Genomic DNA, 16,203 nt, shown 5'->3' with positions numbered 1-16,203 from the left:
GGCGCGGGGCGCGCGCGCTCAGAGCGCGTCGCCGAACCTCCGCAGGTCGCTGTCGCGGCCGAGCAGCACGAGGTGGTCCTCGCGCGCCAGCACCGGATCGTCGGCGAGGTCGAGCGCCTTCGTGCCGCGCATCAGGGCGAGCGCCCGGAGGCCATGGCGGGCGAGATCGAGGCTGGCGATGCGGCGGCCGTCGAGGGGTGCCGGCACATCGAGGCTCATGGCGAAGAAGCCGTTGCCGAGGCTGGCGTAGTCGCGCACCAGCGGATTGTGCAGCATCTGCGCGACGTGCTGGCCCATCTCGATCTCGGGCAGGATCACCCGGTCGACGCCGAGGCGGCTGAGGATGCGGTGATGGGTCTTGTCGCGGGCCTTGACCCACACGGTGCGGCAGCCGACGAGGCGGGCGTTGAGGGTGGCGAGGATCGACGCCTCGAGGCTCTCGCCGATCGCGACCAGCACCGCGCCGTAGCGGTCGAAGCCTGCCTCGCGCAGGGCGGTCTCGTCGGTGGCGTCGAGGATCTTCGCCTCGGCGAGCTGGTCGGCGACGCGGGCGACCCGGCGGTCGTCGAGGTCGACGCCGAGGACATAGGCACCGAGGCGGGCAAGCTCGACCGCGACCGTGCTGCCGAAGGCGCCGAGGCCGATCACCGCGAAGCTGTTCTTCCTCTCCGCCACCCGTGCCTCCGCATCCGGCCCGACGATACCGGGCGGGTTGCGGCTGTCAACGCGGGTGCAGCGGTTCCGGCGGCTGGCTCGGCGGCCGGCGGGGAGGCTCGGCCGGGTTGCCCCCCCGGCGCGGAACGTCCCGGCCTTCAGAGCCGGGCGGTCGTCGGATCGGGGATGCCGCACTGCCAGCGGCGCACCTGCCAGAGCGGATGCGCCTGCTGCCAGCTGGCGACCTGCGGCTGACCGGCGGTCATGCAGGTCAGCAGCGACACCTCGCGGGCGTCACGGAGGGGGCGAAAGTCCTGGCATGGGCCTGTGGAAAGGCAGGCGGCGATCAACAGCTCAATCATTTCTGACAATCCCGGACTGTGAGCGGCGGATGTGCCCCTCGTGCCGGGAAATCCTGGCTTGCACGGACGGAGCGAGTCCCGGAGCCGCCTCGGGATGTCGCCGCAGCCGCGCGAAAGGGCGATCGCTTGCCAAAAGGACAGGCAGATTGACCTAAAAGTGGGCCAGCCGTCACCGTCCGAGGGCCGGCGCGGCGGGCGGATCGGCCAGAGAGCGGGGCGTGAGTCGCGGGTTTTGCGGCGCGGCTGTTCCCGACCACCCTGCGCCCGTCGCAATGCGGGGCTCCCGGCAAAGGCGAGAGGTGAGTTGCTTCGCGCAAGGCAATGGAACCTTGAGGATTTCGGTCGTCGCGGGAGCGTGTGTGTGTCGCGAAATGCGGGGTTCCGCGTCACGGCCGGGTTATGCGTGGTCAATGAAGACCTTGGCGGTTCCCGCTCAACGGCTGCAACAACTCGGAGGAACGTGAGGGACAAAAAAAGACGCCCTCACGAGGAGGGCGCCAAGTCGTTGAGGCAGGTTTCATACAGGCAAGAAACCTATCGAGCAGTGAAACCCTTATACAAAATCAAAGGCCTATCGCCAAGCCAAAAATCTGTGTGAAACCCCCGCGCGGCGTGGTTTAGGGGGAACACGGTTAACGCGGGCGAGGTTGTGACAGAGATGACACGGTGGTTCCGGGCGCTCGCCCTGGCGCTCGTGGCGGGGTTGGCGCCGGTCACCGGGGTGGTGGCGGAGCCGACGCATGGCATAGCTATGTACGGAGCCCCGTCCCTGCCACCGGATTTTGTATCGTTGCCGTATGCCGATCCGGAAGCGCCGAAGGGCGGGACGATCGTTTTCGGCGAGGCGGGCAGCTTTGACTCCCTGAACCCCTACATCCTGAAGGGGCACGCGCCCTCGGGGATGCAGAGTCACGTCTTCGAGACGCTGATGGCGCGGAACTGGGACGAGCCCTTTGGTCTCTATGGGCTGTTGGCCGAATCGATCGAGACGCCTGAGGATCGGTCCTGGGTCGAGTTCGCCCTCCGGCCGGAGGCGCGGTTTTCGGACGGCAGCCCGGTGACGGTCGACGATGTGATCTGGTCGATGCAGACAATGGCTGAACAGGGGCTGCCAAAGTATTCCAATGCCTGGAAAAAGGTGGCCAAGGTCGAGAAAGTGGGCGATCGGGGTGTGCGGTTCACCTTCGACGCGCCGGATGCGGAGCTGCCGCTGGTCATCGGTCTGCGCCCGATCCTGAAGAAGGCGGACTGGGACGGGGTGGATTTTGCCGCGTCGAGCCTGCGCGTGCCGGTCGGGTCGGGGGCCTATACCGTTGGGACATTCGAGCCGGGACGCTCGATCACGTTCGTGCGCAATCCCGACTACTGGGGGCGCGACCTGCCCATCAACCGGGGCGTGAACAACTTCGATGCCATCCGCTACGAGTTCTACCTCGACAGCGGCGTGATGTTCCAGGCGTTCACCGCCGGGCAGCTGTCGGTCTATCGCGAGACCAGCGCGGCGCGGTGGCGGACGGACTATGGCTTTCCGGCCGCCCGCGACGGCGAGGTGGTGCAGGAGGAAATCCCGAACGGCCGGCCGTCCGGGATGGAGGGGTTCGTCCTCAACACCCGCCGGCCGATCTTTGCGGACTGGCGGGTGCGCGATGCCCTCCTGCACGCCTTCGACTTCGAGTTCATCAACCAGACCCAGACCGGCGGCGCCCTGCCGCGGCGGCCGAGCTACTTCGGCAACTCGCGCCTCGCGATGGGCGACGGGCCGGCCGAGGGGCGGGTGCGCGCGCTGCTCGAACCGTTCGCGGCCGACCTGACGCCGGACGCGCTCGACGCCTATGCGCTGCCGGTGTCGGACGGGGCGCGCAACCGGGGCAACCTGCGGATCGCCCGGGCGCAGCTCGAGGCGGCCGGCTGGACGGTGCGCGACGGCGTGCTGCAGAACGCCGAGGGCGTGCCTTTCGAGTTCACCGTGATGCTGTCGAGCGCACAGGCCGGGATGCTGTCGGCCGGGCAGAGCGAGGCGGTGGCCAACATCTTCGCCGCCGCGCTGCGCCCGCTCGGGATCACGATGCACGTCGAGACGGTCGACGCGGCGCAGTACAATCTGCGCAAGAACGACTACGACTACGATGTCATCGTCAACGCCTGGAACCAGTCGCTTTCGCCCGGCAACGAGCAGATGCTCTACTGGGGGCGCGACGGGGCGAGGACGCCGGGGTCGCGCAACTATGCCGGCGTGGACAGCCCGGCGGTGGAGGCGATGATCGACGACATGCTGGCGACGCGGGACCCGGCGGAGTTCACCGCGGCGGTGCAGGCGCTCGACCGGGTGCTGACGACGGGGCGCTATGTGATCCCGGTCTGGTACGCCGACCGCGCACTCGTGGCGCACAAGGCCGACCTGCATCACCCGGCGCACATTCCGGTCTACGGCGACTGGATCGGCTGGCTGCCCGAGGTGTGGTGGCAGGGGGACTGACAGCCTGTTCGAAACTCGGACGGGTCGGCCTGGCGGGTCGTTTCGCCGCCCGCCCGGAGGGACAGACGCGGGCGGATTTGCCGCTCGTCAAATCCGTCTCTATCTCCCGCGTCCCGACCTGTTCGCGCGGTGCCGGGACGGTGGGCCCTCAGCCCAGGTAGCGGCGGCGCAGCCAGAAGAAGAGGCCGGCGCCGGCGGCGAGCACGACGATCACCAGCGTGGCGATCAGCGCCGTCTGGTCGAGCCAGGCGATCGCCGGGACGCAGAGGCCCATGAAGACGCCGTTCGCGGCCATCAGCGGCGAGTCGGTGTGGATCCCCGAGACGAACGTGCCGAGCGCGAGGAGCAGCAGCACGGTCAGGCTCAGCGCGTCGGTGGTCAGCACCGCCTGCATGCTCGGCAGGAAGACGAGGTTCATCGCGATGAGGAAGGCGCCCCAGTGCGCGGCCTGCGTCCAGATCAGCCGCCAGCGGCCGCCGCGCTCGCCGGCATCGGCCCAGCCCTCGATGATGCCGACGGCCGCGACGACGATGGCAACCACATCCCAGTAGCGCACGATCGGCTCGCGCGTGAGGCTGACCCAGCCGGCGCCGCCGGCGGCGAGGACGAGGATGAGGAGATAGGGGAACTCGCGCTTCCAGAGGCTCGGGCGGGCGGGCGCCGGCGGGCGCAGCGCCTCGGCCGGGGTGTTCAGGAGCTGGTCGATGTCGTCCGGCACGCTCATGTGGTTCCGCCCCCTGCTCCGCCCGGCTCGGGCGCGCCGCCCTTTTCGGCGTGCCCGGCCCGAGCGTCAACCCGGGGGCGCGGACCGTCGCGCACTCTCGGCTTGCATTGCCGCGGGAAACCGACTAGATGCGCGCCACTCAAATCCACAGGCGGGGTCGCGGCTCCCGGGGGAGACATCCCCGAGGGTCCACCCGGTTGGGCCGGAAGGCTCTTCTCCCCGCCGAGGCGAAACCGGAAAGGAAACTGCAGGCCATGGCTCTGCCCGAATTCTCCCTGCGCCAGCTTCTCGAGGCCGGTGTCCACTTCGGCCACCAGACCCACCGCTGGAACCCGCGCATGGGGCCGTACATCTACGGCGACCGCAACGGCATCCACATCATCGACCTGACGCAGACCGTGCCGCTGCTCGACCAGGCGCTGCACGCGGTGCAGCAGACCGTGTCGAAGGGCGGGCGCATCCTGTTCGTCGGCACCAAGCGGCAGGCGCAGAAGGCTGTGGCCGACGCGGCTGAGCGCTCGGCGCAGTACTACATGAACCACCGCTGGCTCGGCGGCACGCTGACCAACTGGAAGACCGTCTCCCAGTCGATCAGCCGGCTGAAGAACATCGACGAGAAGCTGGCGTCCGGCGCTGGCGGCCTGACGAAGAAGGAGCGGCTCGGTCTCGAGCGCGAGCAGGCGAAGCTGCAGCAGTCGCTCGGCGGCATCCGCGAGATGGGCGGCACGCCGGACCTGATCTTCGTCATCGACACCAACAAGGAAGACCTGGCGATCGCCGAGGCGCGCAAGCTCGGCATCCCGGTGATCGCGGTGCTCGATTCGAACTCGTCGCCGGATGGCATCGACTATCCGATCCCGGGCAATGATGACGCGGCCCGCGCCATCACGCTCTACTGCGACCTGATCGCCCGCGCGGCGCTCGACGGCATGGCCGCCCAGATGGGTGCGGCCGGCGTCGACATCGGCGGCCTCGACGAGGCGCCGCTCGAGGAGCTGGCGGCCGACGAAGCCGACGCCTGATCCCGCCGTCACGTTCCTGTCGCGGCCCCCGGGCAAGAAGGGGGCCGCATTTCCGTTTTTCGAGCCTTGAGGAGATTGCCATGTCGATCACTGCCGCGATGGTGAAGGAACTGCGCGATGCGTCCGGCGCCGGCATGATGGACGCCAAGAAGGCGCTGACCGAGACGAACGGCGACATGGAAGCGGCCATCGACTGGCTGCGCACCAAGGGCCTCGCCAAGGCCGCGAAGAAGTCGGGCCGCACCGCCGCGGAGGGCCTGATCGGCGTCGCGGTGAAGGGCGGCGTCGGCGTGGCGGTCGAGGTGAACTCCGAGACCGACTTCGTGGCGCGCAACTCCGATTTCCAGGCCGTCGTGCGCGCGATCGCCGAGGTCGCCACCGGCGTCTCCGACATCGAGTCGCTGAAGGGCGCGAAGCTCGGCGAGAAGACCGTCGAGGAGACGGTGACCGAGAAGATCGTCACGATCGGCGAGAACCTGCACCTGCGCCGCATGGTCGCGGTCGAGGGCGACAGCGTGGCATCCTATGTCCACAACGCGGTCGCCGACAACCTCGGCAAGATCGGCGTGCTGGTCGCGCTCAAGGGCGCGGACAACGGCATCGGCAAGCAGATCGCCATGCACGTCGCCGCCGCGGCGCCGCAGTCGCTGAGCGAGGCCGACCTCGATGCCGCCGTGCTGGAGCGCGAGCGCGAGGTGCAGACGCAGAAGGCGCTCGAGGAGAACGCCACCGCGTCGAAGCCGAAGCCCGAGGCGGTGATTCACAACAACATCATCCCCGGGCGGATGAAGAAGTTCCTCGAGGAGGTGACGCTTCTGAACCAGAAGTTCGTCATCAATCCCGACATCACCGTCGGCCAGGCGGCGAAGGACGCGGGCGTCGAGGTTCTCGGCTTCGCGCGGCTCGCGGTGGGCGACGGGATCGAGAAGGAAACCGAGGACTTCGCCGCCGAGGTGGCGAAGACCGCCGGCCGCTGACGGCTCCCGACCGGCCCGCTCGGGCCGGTCGTCGTGCGCTGCGGGAATAGCCGTTGCGCGCGTATCCGAATTCCGCCATTTTGGCGCGCGATCCAGACAGCAGGGACGAAGGCATGACCGACGGCGTCGCAACCATGGCAGCATCGGTCCCCCGTCCCGCATACAAGCGCATCCTCCTGAAGATCTCGGGCGAGGCGCTGATGGGGCCGGGGCAGTTCGGGCTGCATCCGCCGACGGTAGAGCGCATCGCCCGCGAGGTCGAGGCGCTCTACGGCCTCGGCGTCGAGATCGCCATGGTGATCGGCGGCGGCAACATCTTCCGCGGGCTGCAGGGCAGCGCCCAGGGGATGGAACGTACCACGGCCGACTACATGGGCATGCTCGCGACGGTGATGAACGCCCTCGCGATGCAGTCGGCGATCGAGAACCTCGGGATCAACACCCGAGTCGTCTCGGCGATTCCCATGGACCAGGTGTGCGAGCCCTACATCCGCCGCCGCGCCGTGCGGCATCTGGAGAAGGGCCGCGTGGTGATCTTCGCCGCCGGCACCGGCAACCCGTATTTCACCACCGACACCGCGGCGACGCTGCGCGCGTCGGAAATGTCCTGCGAGGCGCTGTTCAAGGGCACGCAGGTCGACGGGGTATATGACAGCGACCCCAAGAAGAACCCGGCGGCCCGCCGGTACGACCGTATCAGCTATGATCAGGTCCTGATGAAGAACCTCAAGGTGATGGATGCCGCCGCCATCGCGCTCGCGCGCGACAATGCGCTGCCCATCGTCGTCTTCGCGCTGGACGAGCCCAACGGGCTCGCCGGGATCGTGCAGGGCAAGGGCCGCTTCACCACGGTCGAGCCCAGCTGACGATGGCGGGGCCGGCGAAGGAGGCGGAGATGTCTGAGCTCGAGATCGACATGGATGCGCTGGAGAAGCGCATGGACGGGGCGCTCGGCGCGCTGCGCAACGAGTTCGCCTCGCTGCGCACCGGCCGGGCCTCGGCCTCGATGCTCGATCCGGTGACGGTCGACGCATATGGCTCCAGCATGCCGATCAACCAGCTCGGCACCATCACGGTGCCCGAGCCGCGGATGGTGCTGGTCAACGTGTGGGACAAGTCGATGGTGAATGCCGTCGACAAGGCCATCCGCAATTCCGGCCTCGGGATCAACCCGCAGATGGACGGCACCATCCTGCGCCTGCCGATCCCGGAGCTGAACGAGGAGCGCCGCCGCGATCTCGCGAAGGTGGCGGGCCAGTACGCCGAACATGCCCGGGTCGCGGTCAGGAACGTGCGGCGCGATGGCATGGACCAGCTGAAGAAGGCCAAGGCCGCCGGCATGGCCGAGGATGACGAGAAGCTCTGGCACGACGAGATTCAGGAGCTGACCGACGCGGCGATCAAGAAGATCGACGGCGCGCTCGGTGCGAAGCAAGACGAAATCATGCAGGTCTGACAGACGGCGCGGGAGTTCCGGCCAGGGTACGAGGTGGTAGTTTACGCGATGTTCAGCAAGGAAGCTCCGACGACCGCGCCCGGTCCGAGCCACGTCGCCATCATCATGGACGGCAACGGCCGCTGGGCCTCGAGCCGCGGGCTGCCGCGTCTCGCTGGACACAAGCGCGGCGCCGAGCGGGTGCGCGAGATCGTCGAGAGCTGCCCCGATCTCGCGATCACGCACCTGACGCTGTTCGCGTTCTCCACCGAGAACTGGAAGCGGCCGGAGCTCGAGGTGATCGGGCTGATGCGGCTGTTCCGGCGCTACATCAAGAAGGAGGGCGCCCGGCTGGTCGCCGAAGGGGTGCGCGTGCGCTTCATCGGCGGGCGCGAGCGGCTTGACGCCGACCTGCAGGCGCTGATGGCCGGGCTGGAGGCGCAGACGCGGACCAACGAGCAGCTGCACCTGACGGTCGCGATCAACTACGGCGGCCGCGACGAGATCCTGCGCGCAACCCGCCGTGTCGCCGAGGCGGTGCGCACCGGCGCGCTGCGCGCCGAGGACATCACGCCCGAGACGATCGAGGATCATCTCGACACCGCCGGCCTGCCCGACCCCGACCTCGTGCTGCGCACGTCGGGCGAGTACCGGGTTTCCGGGTTCCTGCCGTGGCAGGCAGCCTATTCCGAGTTCTCGTTCGTCGATACCCGCTGGCCCGACTTCACCGCGGAGATGTTCGCGGCGCAGGTGCGCGGCTTCGGCAAGCGCGAGCGACGGTTCGGCGCCGTCGCACAATGAGCGAGGTGCCGCCGCGGCCGGTCCGTTTCGCGGATCTCGGCCTGCGGGTCGCGTCTGGGCTCGTCCTTGCCGTACTGGCGTTGCTCAACCTCTGGGCCGGTGGGGCATGGGCCGCGGCATTCATCTGCCTCGCGCTGGTGCTGATGATCTGGGAATTCCACCGCATGGCCACCGGCTCGCAGGCGCTGGCCGACCCGTCCCTGCTGGTGCCGTGCGTCGCGGGTGTCGTCGCGGTGATCGCGACGGTGCGCTGGGGCACTCCGACCGGGCTCGGCACGCTGGCGGTCGGCGCGGCGCTGGTGGCGCTGGTGGGCGCGGCCCGGCGTGGCTGGCTGGTCGCGGGTTTTCTCTACATGACGCTCGGCATGGGCGCCCTGCTCGTCTTCCGCAACCGCGAGCCGGAGGGGGTGATGCTCATCCTCTGGCTGGTGCTCGTGGTGGTGGCGGCCGACGTCGGGGCGTATTTCGTCGGCCGGCGGGTGGGCGGCAAGAAGCTCTGGCCGGCGGTCAGCCCCGGCAAGACCTGGTCGGGCGCGGTCGGCGGGCTGATCTTCGCCGGCGCGACGGGGCTCGCCTTCGGGCTCGCGGTCGGCTGGTCGCCGGTGCGGGTCGGGCTGCTCAGCCTCGGGATCGCGGTCTGCTCGCAGCTCGGCGACCTGCTCGAGTCCGCGGTGAAGCGGCGGTTCGGGGTGAAGGATTCGAGCCGGCTCATCCCGGGGCACGGCGGGGTGATGGACCGGCTCGACGGCATCGTGGGCGGCATCTGGTTCTTTGCGATCTGCCACAGCCTCGGCATGGGCGCGATCGGGCACTGATGCGGCGCCGGGTCAGCATCTTCGGGTCGACCGGATCGGTCGGGCAGAACACCGTCTCGCTGCTGCAGGCGGCGGGCGGCCCGGAGGCGTTCGAGGTCGTCGCGCTCTCCGGGGCGGAGAACGTCGCGCTGCTGGCCGAGCAGGCGAAGGCGCTGGGCGCGCGGATCGCGGTGACGGCGGACGAGGGCCGGCTCGGGGCGCTGCGCGCGGAGCTCGCCGGCTCGGGCATCGAGGCGGCGGCGGGGCAGGGGGCGCTGGTCGACGCCGCCGCCGAGCCGGTGGACTGGGGCATGTCGGCGATCGTGGGCGTCGCGGGCCTCGCGCCCGGCCTGCGGCTGGCCGAGCACGGCGGGGTGCTGGCGCTCGCCAACAAGGAAAGCCTGGTCTGTGCCGGGGATCTGCTGCGGCGGACGTGCGCGGCGTGCGGCACCGACCTGCTGCCGGTCGACAGCGAGCACAGCGCCATCTTTCAGGCGCTGCGCGGCGAGGCGGCCGATGCGGTGGAGCGGATCATCCTGACCGCCTCGGGCGGGCCGTTCCGCGACTGGACCACCGAGAAGATGGCGTTCGCGACGCCCGAGCAGGCCAAGGCGCATCCGAACTGGAGCATGGGGGTGCGCATCTCGATCGACAGCGCCACCATGTTCAACAAGGCGCTGGAGGTGATCGAGGCGCGGGCGCTGTTCGAGGTGGCGCCGGACGCGATCGAGGTCGTCGTGCATCCGCAGTCGATCGTGCATTCGATGGTCGGATTTCGCGACGGGTCGATCATGGCGCACCTCGGGCCGTCGGACATGCGCGGGCCGATCGGGTTTGCGCTGAACTGGCCGGAGCGGCGGCGCCTGCCGCTCGACCGGCTGGATTTCGCGGCACTCGGCCGGCTGGACTTCCAGCCGTCCGACCCGGTCCGGTTCCCGGCGCTGCGGCTGGCGCGCGAGGTGATGGCGATGGGCGGGCTGGCCGGGGCGGTGTTCAACGCCGCCAAGGAGGCGGCGCTCGACGCGTTCCTGATGCGCGCGATCGGATTTCTTGATATGGCTGTGCTCGTGGAGCATGTCCTCGAAACTGCCGGGCCCGCGGCCGCCGCCGAGGGGCCGGGCTATGATCTCGACGCAGTGACGGCGGCCGATGCCGAGGCGCGCCGCCTCGCCGGCCTGTGGGTCGCGGCCTTCAGCGGAAACTGACCATGGACACCCTTGCGAGCATCCCCGTCTTCGGCGGCTTCCTCTCGACCGTCATCCCCTTCGTGGTGGTGCTCGGCATCGTGGTGTTCGTCCACGAGTTCGGCCACTACATCGTCGCGCGCTGGTGCGGGATCCGGTCTGAGGTGTTCTCGATCGGCTTCGGGCCGGTGATCTGGTCGCGGCGCGATCGGCGCGGCACGCTCTGGCAGCTCGCGGCGCTGCCGCTCGGCGGTTACGTCAAGTTCGTCGGCGATGCGGACGCGGGCTCGCGGACCGATGCCAGGGCGATCGAGCGGATGACCGCGGCGGAGCGGGCCGAGAGCTTCCACGGCGCGGCGGTCTGGCGGCGGATGCTGACCGTGCTGGCCGGGCCGGCGTTCAACTTCCTGCTGACCATCGTGGTCTTCGCCGGGCTCGTCACCTGGCAGGGGGTGCCGACCGAGCGGCCGACGATCGGCTCGATCGCCACGCTGCCGCAGACCGAACAGACGCTGCGTCCGGGCGACGTGGTGCTGGCGGTGAACGGCGAGCCGGTGGCGGCGTTTGGCGACATGCTGGCGATCGCGTTGAAGATGCCGGCGCCGGGGCCGATCCGGGTGACGGTCGAGCGGGACGGCGGCACGCTCGACGTGGCGGCGCCGTGGCCGCTGCCGCCGCTGGTGCAGGGGGTCGAACCGCTGTCGCCGGCGAGCGCCGCGGGGCTGAAGGCCGGGGACGTGATCCTGAAGGCCGACGGCAAGCCGCTCGCTTCGTTCGAGGATCTGCGGCAGATGGTGCTCGCCTCGGGCGGGCGCAGCATTCCGCTCGAGGTCTGGCGCGGCGGCGTCCGGGTGGTGCTGCCGATCACGCCGGTCGAGCGCGACGCCGAGGCGGCCGACGGTGGTTTCGAGAAGCGGGTGATGATCGGCGTTGCCGGCGCCTCGCTCTACATGCCCGCGACCGTCACCCCGGCACCGTGGACGGCGCTGGCCTACGGGGCGGAGCGCATGGTGATGATCATCAGCCAGTCGCTGTTCGGGCTGAAGAGCATCCTGACCGGCGCGATCGGCGCGAACAATCTGCAGGGGCCGCTCGGCATCGCGCAGATCTCCGGCGAGACCGCCAGCCAGGGGCTCGCGGACTTCATCGGGCTGATCGGGATCATCTCGACGGCGATCGGCCTGCTGAACCTCTTCCCGATCCCGGTGCTCGACGGCGGGCATTTCGTGGGGTTCTGCATCGAGGCTGTGCGCGGACGGCCACCAAGCCCGGCCGTCATGCAGGTGGCGATGTCGATTGGTCTTGGCTTGATCCTGCTGCTGATGGTATTCGCTACCTACAACGACATCATGCGAATGGTGAGTTGAGAAAAGGGGCGGCGAACCGCCCCGCGGGCAGAGGGGCAAGCCGCCGATGGTGCAGCGTCAGTGGATTCGGGGATTCTCCCGAGTGATCCCGGTCATCGTCTTGCTGGCGAGCCTCGCGCTCGCCTTTGCGCCCTCATCGGCGCTGGCGCAGGGGACGGCGGTGTTCAGCCGCGTCGACGTCGCCGGCAACCAGCGCATCGAGGCCGACACGGTGCGGGTGTTCGCCGGCATCGAGCCGGGCAAGCCGGTCACGCCCGAACAGATCAACCTCGCCGTCCGCAAGCTCTACGACACCGGGCTGTTCGAGAGCGTCGACGTGATGCCGGAGGCCGGGCGCCTCGTCATCACCGTCAAGGAAAACCCGACGATCAACCGGATCGCCTTCGAGGGGAACGACAGCCTCGACGACGACAAGCTGAACGAAGTGGTCCAGCTGCGCCCGCGGCTCGCCTACTCCGTCGTCGCGGCCGAGGCCGACGCGCAGCGCATCGTCGATGCCTACCAGAAGGCCGGCCGCTATGGCGCGACGGTGAACCCGGTCATCATCCGCCAGTCGGAAAACCGCGTCGACCTGGTGTTCGAGATCGAGGAAGGCCGGCCGACCAACGTCCAGCGCATCAACTTCATCGGCAACGAGGCGTATTCCGACCGGCAGCTGCGCCGGGCGATCCAGAGCGGCCAGACCAACTGGCTGTCCTGGCTGTTCGGCAATGTCAGCTATGACGCCGACCGGATGGAAGTCGACAAGGAGATGCTGCGGCAGTTCTACCTGCAGCGCGGCTACATCGACTTTCAGGTCCTGTCCTCCACCGCGGACATCGCCCGCGAGCGCAACGGCTTTTTCCTGTCGTTCAGCGTCAGCGAGGGCGAGCAGTACAACTTCGGCAAGATGTCGGTCAGCTCGTCGATCCCCGGCCTGCCCGCGACCGAGTTCCAGCCGTTCCTGTCGGAGGTGACGGGGGGCGGCGTCTACAACGTCAAGCAGGTGGACCGCGTCGTCCAGCGCATGAACTACCAGGCCGGGCAGCAGGGCTATGCCTTCGTCGAGATCCGGCCGCAGGTGACGAAGAACCCGGCCACCCACACCGTCGACATCAACTTCCAGGTGGTCGAAGGCGATCGGGTGTTCATCGAGCGTATCGACATCCACGGCAACGACCGCACCCTCGACCGGGTGATCCGGCGGCAGTTCCATGTGGTCGAGGGCGACGCGTTCAACGCCCGCGAGGTCCGCGACGCCCAGAACCGCATCGAGGGGCTGCAGTTCTTCAAGACCGCCAAGATCGACGTGAAGCAGGGCTCCGAGCCCGGCAAGGCGGTGATCGACGTGGCCGTCGAGGAGCAGCCGACCGGCAGCCTGACTCTGGGCGGCGCCTTCTCCTCGGGCGAGGGCCTGTCGGCGCAGATCAGCATCGCGGAGCGCAACTTCCTCGGCCGCGGCCAAACCGTCACCGCCTCGTTCTCCGGTTCGAGCCAGTTCGGCAACCTGGAGTTCGGCTTCTTCGAGCCGGCGCTCTTCGACCGCGACCTGCTGGCCGGGTTCAACATCTATTTCCGCAAGCGCGACTTCAACGAGCAGTCGTTCCAGACCAAGAGCATCGGCTTCGAGCCGAAGATCGGCTTCCCGCTCAGCGAGAACGGCCGCCTGACGGTGAATTACCAGAATCTCCGACGACGAGATCTACAACGTGCTCGACAGCTCGTCGCAGATCATCCGGGACGAGCAGGGGGCGATGATCACCTCCGCGGTGGGCTTCACCTATGCCTACGACCGGCGGAATTCGGTGGTCGATCCGACCGCGGGCTTCATCCTGACGCTGACGCAGGAGTTTGCCGGCCTCGGCGGCGACACGCGGTACACCAAGACCCAGGGCAACGCGAAGCTCTACAAGAGCCTGTTCGAGGAAGCCGTCGTGCTCTCCGCCGAGCTCGAGGGCGGCTATATCTACGCGACCGACGGCACCCGGATCACCGACCGCTTCACCACCGGCGGCGACAGCTTCCGCGGCTTCGCTCGCAACGGCCTCGGCCCGCGCGACTTCTGCGACGCCGGCGCGTGCGTGCGGGGACCGGACGACGAAGACGTCAACGAGGGGCTGGGCGGCAACGCCTACAGCGTGCTGCGCCTCGACGCGAGCTTCCCGCTCGGCCTGCCGGAGCAGTACGGCATCTACGGCGGCGTGTTTGCGGATGCCGGTTCGCTCTGGCTGCTCGACAACACGGCGGGCAGCATGGGCACGGTGGACGACGCCTTCCACATGCGCTCGTCGGTGGGCATCAGCCTGTTCATCGACACCGCGTTCGCGCCGCTGCGGTTCAACTACGCCTTCCCGATCCAGAAGGAAGACTACGACGAGACCGAGCGGTTCCGCTTCACGCTGCAGACCCGGTTCTGACATGCCGCGGCCGATCGGTCGGCCGGCGGCTCCGGCGCTGGTTGTCGCGCTGATGCTGTTCGGCACGGCCGCCGTGGCGCAGGACGACGACGACGGCCCGCTGGCGCGCCCGGCGCCCACCGTGCCGCCCACCGCCGTGCCGGCTGTCCGGCCGGACTTCGGCCTGTCGCCGGCGCAGGTGACGACCCCCGAGCCGGGCACGCCGCTGCCTTTCCTGTTCATCAACCAGGAGCGCCTGCTCACCGACTCCCGGTCCGGGCAGGCGATCCTTGCCGAGGAGGACCGGCAGCGCGATGCCCTGCGCTCCGAGGCGCGGGCGCTCGACAAGTCGTTCGAGGACGAGGAGCGCCGCCTGACCGACCAACGGCCGACGCTGCCGGCAGAGGAGTTCCGCAAGCTGTCGGACGCGTTCGACGCGCGCGTGGTGCAGGCGCGCCGCGATCAAGACAGTCGCGCCGCGCAGCTGGCGCAGGAGTTTGACCAGCGCCGCCGGCAATTCTACGCTCAGGTCGCCCCGGTGCTCGTGTCGCTGATGGACCGCTACGGGGCGCGGGCGATCTTCGACGAGGCAAGCGTGCTTCTCGCCGACCAGTCGCTCAACATCACCCAGGCGGTCATCGCCGAGATCGACGCCCGCGCGCCCGAGGCGACGGCCCCGGCGGCACCCGCGACGGTGCCGTCCGACCCGGCCGCGGAAGAACAGGGAGGAAACTGACCACATGGCGCTCGCGATCGACCCGAGCCTGCCCCAGGCGGACGTGACCAGGATCCAGCGGATGATCCCGCACCGCTATCCGTTCCTGATGATCGACAAGGTGGTGAACATCGAGGTCAACCGCTTTGCCATCGGCCTGAAGAACGTCACCGTCAACGAACCGCACTTCCAGGGACACTTCCCCGTCCTGCCGGTGATGCCGGGCGTGATGATCGTCGAGGCGATGGCGCAGACCTCTGCCGTGCTGGTGGTCGAGACGCTGGACCTGATCGACCAGGATCTGCTCGTCTACTTCATGTCGATCGACAACGCGAAGTTCCGCAAGGCGGTGGTGCCGGGCGACGTGCTGGAGCTGCACGTCACCGTGGCGCGCGGGCGGGGCAAGATCTGGAAGTTCACCGGCGAGGCCCGGGTCGGCGACACGATCTGTGCCGAGGCGGAGTTCGCGGCAATGATCCTGTCCAAGGACGAAGCGAAGGCGAAGGGCTGAGCCATGGCGATCGACTCCACCGCCGAGATCCACCCGACGGCGATCATCGCGGACGGCGCCGAGATCGGGCCGGGCGTGCGGATCGGCCCGTACTGCGTCGTCGGCCCCCGGGTGACGCTCGGCCCGAACGTGGTGCTGGAAAGCCACGTCGCGGTCGCCGGCCGCACGAGCGTCGGCGAGGCCACGCGGATCTTCCCGTTCGCCTCCATCGGCCACGTCCCGCAGGACCTGAAATTCCATGGCGAGGACGTGGAGCTCGTCATCGGGGCGCGCAACTCGATCCGCGAGCACACCACGATGAACCCCGGCACCGGGGCAGGGGGCGGCATCACCCGCATCGGCGACGGCAACCTGTTCATGATGGCGACGCACGTGGCGCACGACTGCATCATCGGCAGCAACGTCATCATGGCGAACAACGCCACGCTCGGCGGCCACGTGGTGATCGAGGACAACGTCGTGGTGGGCGGGCTCGCCGCGGTGCATCAGTTCGTACGGATCGGCCGGGGCGCGATGATCGGCGGCATGGCCGGCGTGGTCGCCGACGTGATCCCCTATGGCTCGGTGATGGGCGAGCGCGCGCATCTCGCCGGCCTGAACCTCGTCGGACTGAAGCGGCGCGGGGCGGAGCGGGCGGAAATCCACGGGCTCCGCAGCGCCTTCGCCGAGATGTTCGACGGCGAGGGCAACCTGCAGGAGCGCGTGGCGCGGGTGGCGGCGAAGCACGTCGGCAATCCGCTCGTCGAGGAGGTCGCCCGCTTCGTCACCACCGAGAGCGCGCGCAGCTTTACCACGCCCGCCTGAGC

16 protein-coding genes and 1 pseudogene are annotated in these 16,203 nt (G+C 69.1%); 14 read left to right on the top strand and 3 right to left on the bottom strand.

What is annotated here, in order from left to right; translation table 11 throughout:
* Positions 1-18: 18 nt before the first annotated feature.
* Both QM699_RS14265 and QM699_RS14260 read right to left on the bottom strand, forming a co-directional pair.
* On the bottom strand, positions 19-675 hold the full coding sequence (locus QM699_RS14265) for a potassium channel family protein (protein WP_415011751.1): 657 nt from the start codon (positions 673-675) through the stop codon (positions 19-21).
* A gap of 137 nt (positions 676-812) precedes the next feature.
* Positions 813-1,016, bottom strand: coding sequence for a hypothetical protein (locus tag QM699_RS14260; RefSeq protein ID WP_415011750.1), 204 nt, complete (start codon positions 1,014-1,016; stop codon positions 813-815).
* A 658-nt stretch (positions 1,017-1,674) separates the two neighbouring features.
* Between QM699_RS14260 and QM699_RS14255 the strand changes: the two genes are divergently transcribed.
* Positions 1,675-3,492, top strand: a complete 1,818-nt coding sequence (locus QM699_RS14255; RefSeq protein ID WP_415011749.1) for an extracellular solute-binding protein — start codon at positions 1,675-1,677, stop codon at positions 3,490-3,492.
* 148 nt (positions 3,493-3,640) lie between these two features.
* Here QM699_RS14255 and QM699_RS14250 read toward each other — a convergent pair whose 3' ends face one another.
* Entirely contained in the window at positions 3,641-4,216 is a 576-nt protein-coding gene (locus tag QM699_RS14250) for a hypothetical protein (protein ID WP_415011748.1), read from the bottom strand.
* 254 nt (positions 4,217-4,470) lie between these two features.
* On the opposite strand from QM699_RS14250, the gene rpsB reads away from it, so the two are divergent.
* The 13 genes and pseudogenes from rpsB to lpxA all read left to right on the top strand — a co-directional run bounded on the left by rpsB (position 4,471) and on the right by lpxA (position 16,201).
* Positions 4,471-5,238 carry a 30S ribosomal protein S2 gene (gene rpsB, locus QM699_RS14245; protein WP_415011747.1) on the top strand — a complete coding sequence of 256 codons (768 nt, stop codon included), beginning with the start codon at positions 4,471-4,473 and terminating at the stop codon, positions 5,236-5,238.
* Positions 5,239-5,318: 80 nt separating this feature from the next.
* Positions 5,319-6,215: a translation elongation factor Ts gene (tsf, locus tag QM699_RS14240; RefSeq protein ID WP_415011746.1), complete on the top strand. Its 897-nt coding sequence runs from the start codon at positions 5,319-5,321 to the stop codon at positions 6,213-6,215.
* 113 nt (positions 6,216-6,328) lie between these two features.
* Complete coding sequence (gene pyrH, locus QM699_RS14235; protein ID WP_415011745.1) at positions 6,329-7,081, top strand: UMP kinase; 753 nt, start codon at positions 6,329-6,331, stop codon at positions 7,079-7,081.
* Positions 7,082-7,110: 29 nt separating this feature from the next.
* Positions 7,111-7,671 carry a ribosome recycling factor gene (gene frr, locus QM699_RS14230; protein WP_415011744.1) on the top strand — a complete coding sequence of 187 codons (561 nt, stop codon included), beginning with the start codon at positions 7,111-7,113 and terminating at the stop codon, positions 7,669-7,671.
* 48 nt (positions 7,672-7,719) lie between these two features.
* Positions 7,720-8,451, top strand: coding sequence for a polyprenyl diphosphate synthase (gene uppS / locus QM699_RS14225; protein ID WP_415011743.1), 732 nt, complete (start codon positions 7,720-7,722; stop codon positions 8,449-8,451).
* Positions 8,448-9,266 (top strand): phosphatidate cytidylyltransferase, encoded by an 819-nt coding sequence (locus QM699_RS14220; RefSeq protein ID WP_415011742.1) that lies wholly within the window; start codon positions 8,448-8,450, stop codon positions 9,264-9,266. Before uppS ends, QM699_RS14220 begins: the two co-directional genes overlap by 4 nt.
* Positions 9,266-10,450 (top strand): 1-deoxy-D-xylulose-5-phosphate reductoisomerase, encoded by a 1,185-nt coding sequence (dxr, locus tag QM699_RS14215; protein WP_415011741.1) that lies wholly within the window; start codon positions 9,266-9,268, stop codon positions 10,448-10,450. The genes QM699_RS14220 and dxr overlap by 1 nt, the downstream gene beginning before the upstream one ends.
* A gap of 2 nt (positions 10,451-10,452) precedes the next feature.
* Positions 10,453-11,796: an RIP metalloprotease RseP gene (gene rseP / locus QM699_RS14210; RefSeq protein WP_415011740.1), complete on the top strand. Its 1,344-nt coding sequence runs from the start codon at positions 10,453-10,455 to the stop codon at positions 11,794-11,796.
* A 46-nt stretch (positions 11,797-11,842) separates the two neighbouring features.
* Positions 11,843-13,399 (top strand): annotated as a pseudogene (gene bamA, locus QM699_RS14205) (outer membrane protein assembly factor BamA); the annotation flags it as partial.
* 85 nt (positions 13,400-13,484) lie between these two features.
* Positions 13,485-14,192 carry a BamA/TamA family outer membrane protein gene (locus tag QM699_RS14200; protein WP_415011739.1) on the top strand — a complete coding sequence of 236 codons (708 nt, stop codon included), beginning with the start codon at positions 13,485-13,487 and terminating at the stop codon, positions 14,190-14,192.
* A 1-nt stretch (position 14,193) separates the two neighbouring features.
* Complete coding sequence (locus QM699_RS14195; RefSeq protein WP_415011738.1) at positions 14,194-14,907, top strand: OmpH family outer membrane protein; 714 nt, start codon at positions 14,194-14,196, stop codon at positions 14,905-14,907.
* A gap of 4 nt (positions 14,908-14,911) precedes the next feature.
* Positions 14,912-15,397: a 3-hydroxyacyl-ACP dehydratase FabZ gene (gene fabZ / locus QM699_RS14190; protein WP_415011737.1), complete on the top strand. Its 486-nt coding sequence runs from the start codon at positions 14,912-14,914 to the stop codon at positions 15,395-15,397.
* A 3-nt stretch (positions 15,398-15,400) separates the two neighbouring features.
* Entirely contained in the window at positions 15,401-16,201 is an 801-nt protein-coding gene (gene lpxA, locus QM699_RS14185; protein ID WP_415011736.1) for an acyl-ACP--UDP-N-acetylglucosamine O-acyltransferase, read from the top strand.
* Positions 16,202-16,203: the final 2 nt, after the last annotated feature.

The organism is Amaricoccus sp. (genome assembly GCF_047602525.1).
Lineage (GTDB): Bacteria > Pseudomonadota > Alphaproteobacteria > Rhodobacterales > Rhodobacteraceae > Amaricoccus.
The sequence above is the reverse complement of the archived record's forward strand: the minus strand, read 5'-3'. Positions and strand labels throughout refer to the sequence as shown.

What these genes read in the sequence shown, in the direction of transcription:
- QM699_RS14250 (WP_415011748.1), bottom strand. Translation starts at nt 4,216, where the DNA reads ATGAGCGTGCCGGACGACATCGACCAGCTCCTGAACACCCCGGCCGAG.
- uppS (WP_415011743.1), top strand. Translation starts at nt 7,720, where the DNA reads ATGTTCAGCAAGGAAGCTCCGACGACCGCGCCCGGTCCGAGCCACGTC.
- fabZ (WP_415011737.1), top strand. Translation starts at nt 14,912, where the DNA reads ATGGCGCTCGCGATCGACCCGAGCCTGCCCCAGGCGGACGTGACCAGG.
- QM699_RS14260 (WP_415011750.1), bottom strand. Translation starts at nt 1,016, where the DNA reads ATGATTGAGCTGTTGATCGCCGCCTGCCTTTCCACAGGCCCATGCCAG.
- lpxA (WP_415011736.1), top strand. Translation starts at nt 15,401, where the DNA reads ATGGCGATCGACTCCACCGCCGAGATCCACCCGACGGCGATCATCGCG.
- rpsB (WP_415011747.1), top strand. Translation starts at nt 4,471, where the DNA reads ATGGCTCTGCCCGAATTCTCCCTGCGCCAGCTTCTCGAGGCCGGTGTC.
- rseP (WP_415011740.1), top strand. Translation starts at nt 10,453, where the DNA reads ATGGACACCCTTGCGAGCATCCCCGTCTTCGGCGGCTTCCTCTCGACC.
- QM699_RS14220 (WP_415011742.1), top strand. Translation starts at nt 8,448, where the DNA reads ATGAGCGAGGTGCCGCCGCGGCCGGTCCGTTTCGCGGATCTCGGCCTG.
- frr (WP_415011744.1), top strand. Translation starts at nt 7,111, where the DNA reads ATGTCTGAGCTCGAGATCGACATGGATGCGCTGGAGAAGCGCATGGAC.
- tsf (WP_415011746.1), top strand. Translation starts at nt 5,319, where the DNA reads ATGTCGATCACTGCCGCGATGGTGAAGGAACTGCGCGATGCGTCCGGC.
- pyrH (WP_415011745.1), top strand. Translation starts at nt 6,329, where the DNA reads ATGACCGACGGCGTCGCAACCATGGCAGCATCGGTCCCCCGTCCCGCA.
- QM699_RS14255 (WP_415011749.1), top strand. Translation starts at nt 1,675, where the DNA reads ATGACACGGTGGTTCCGGGCGCTCGCCCTGGCGCTCGTGGCGGGGTTG.
- QM699_RS14195 (WP_415011738.1), top strand. Translation starts at nt 14,194, where the DNA reads ATGCCGCGGCCGATCGGTCGGCCGGCGGCTCCGGCGCTGGTTGTCGCG.
- dxr (WP_415011741.1), top strand. Translation starts at nt 9,266, where the DNA reads ATGCGGCGCCGGGTCAGCATCTTCGGGTCGACCGGATCGGTCGGGCAG.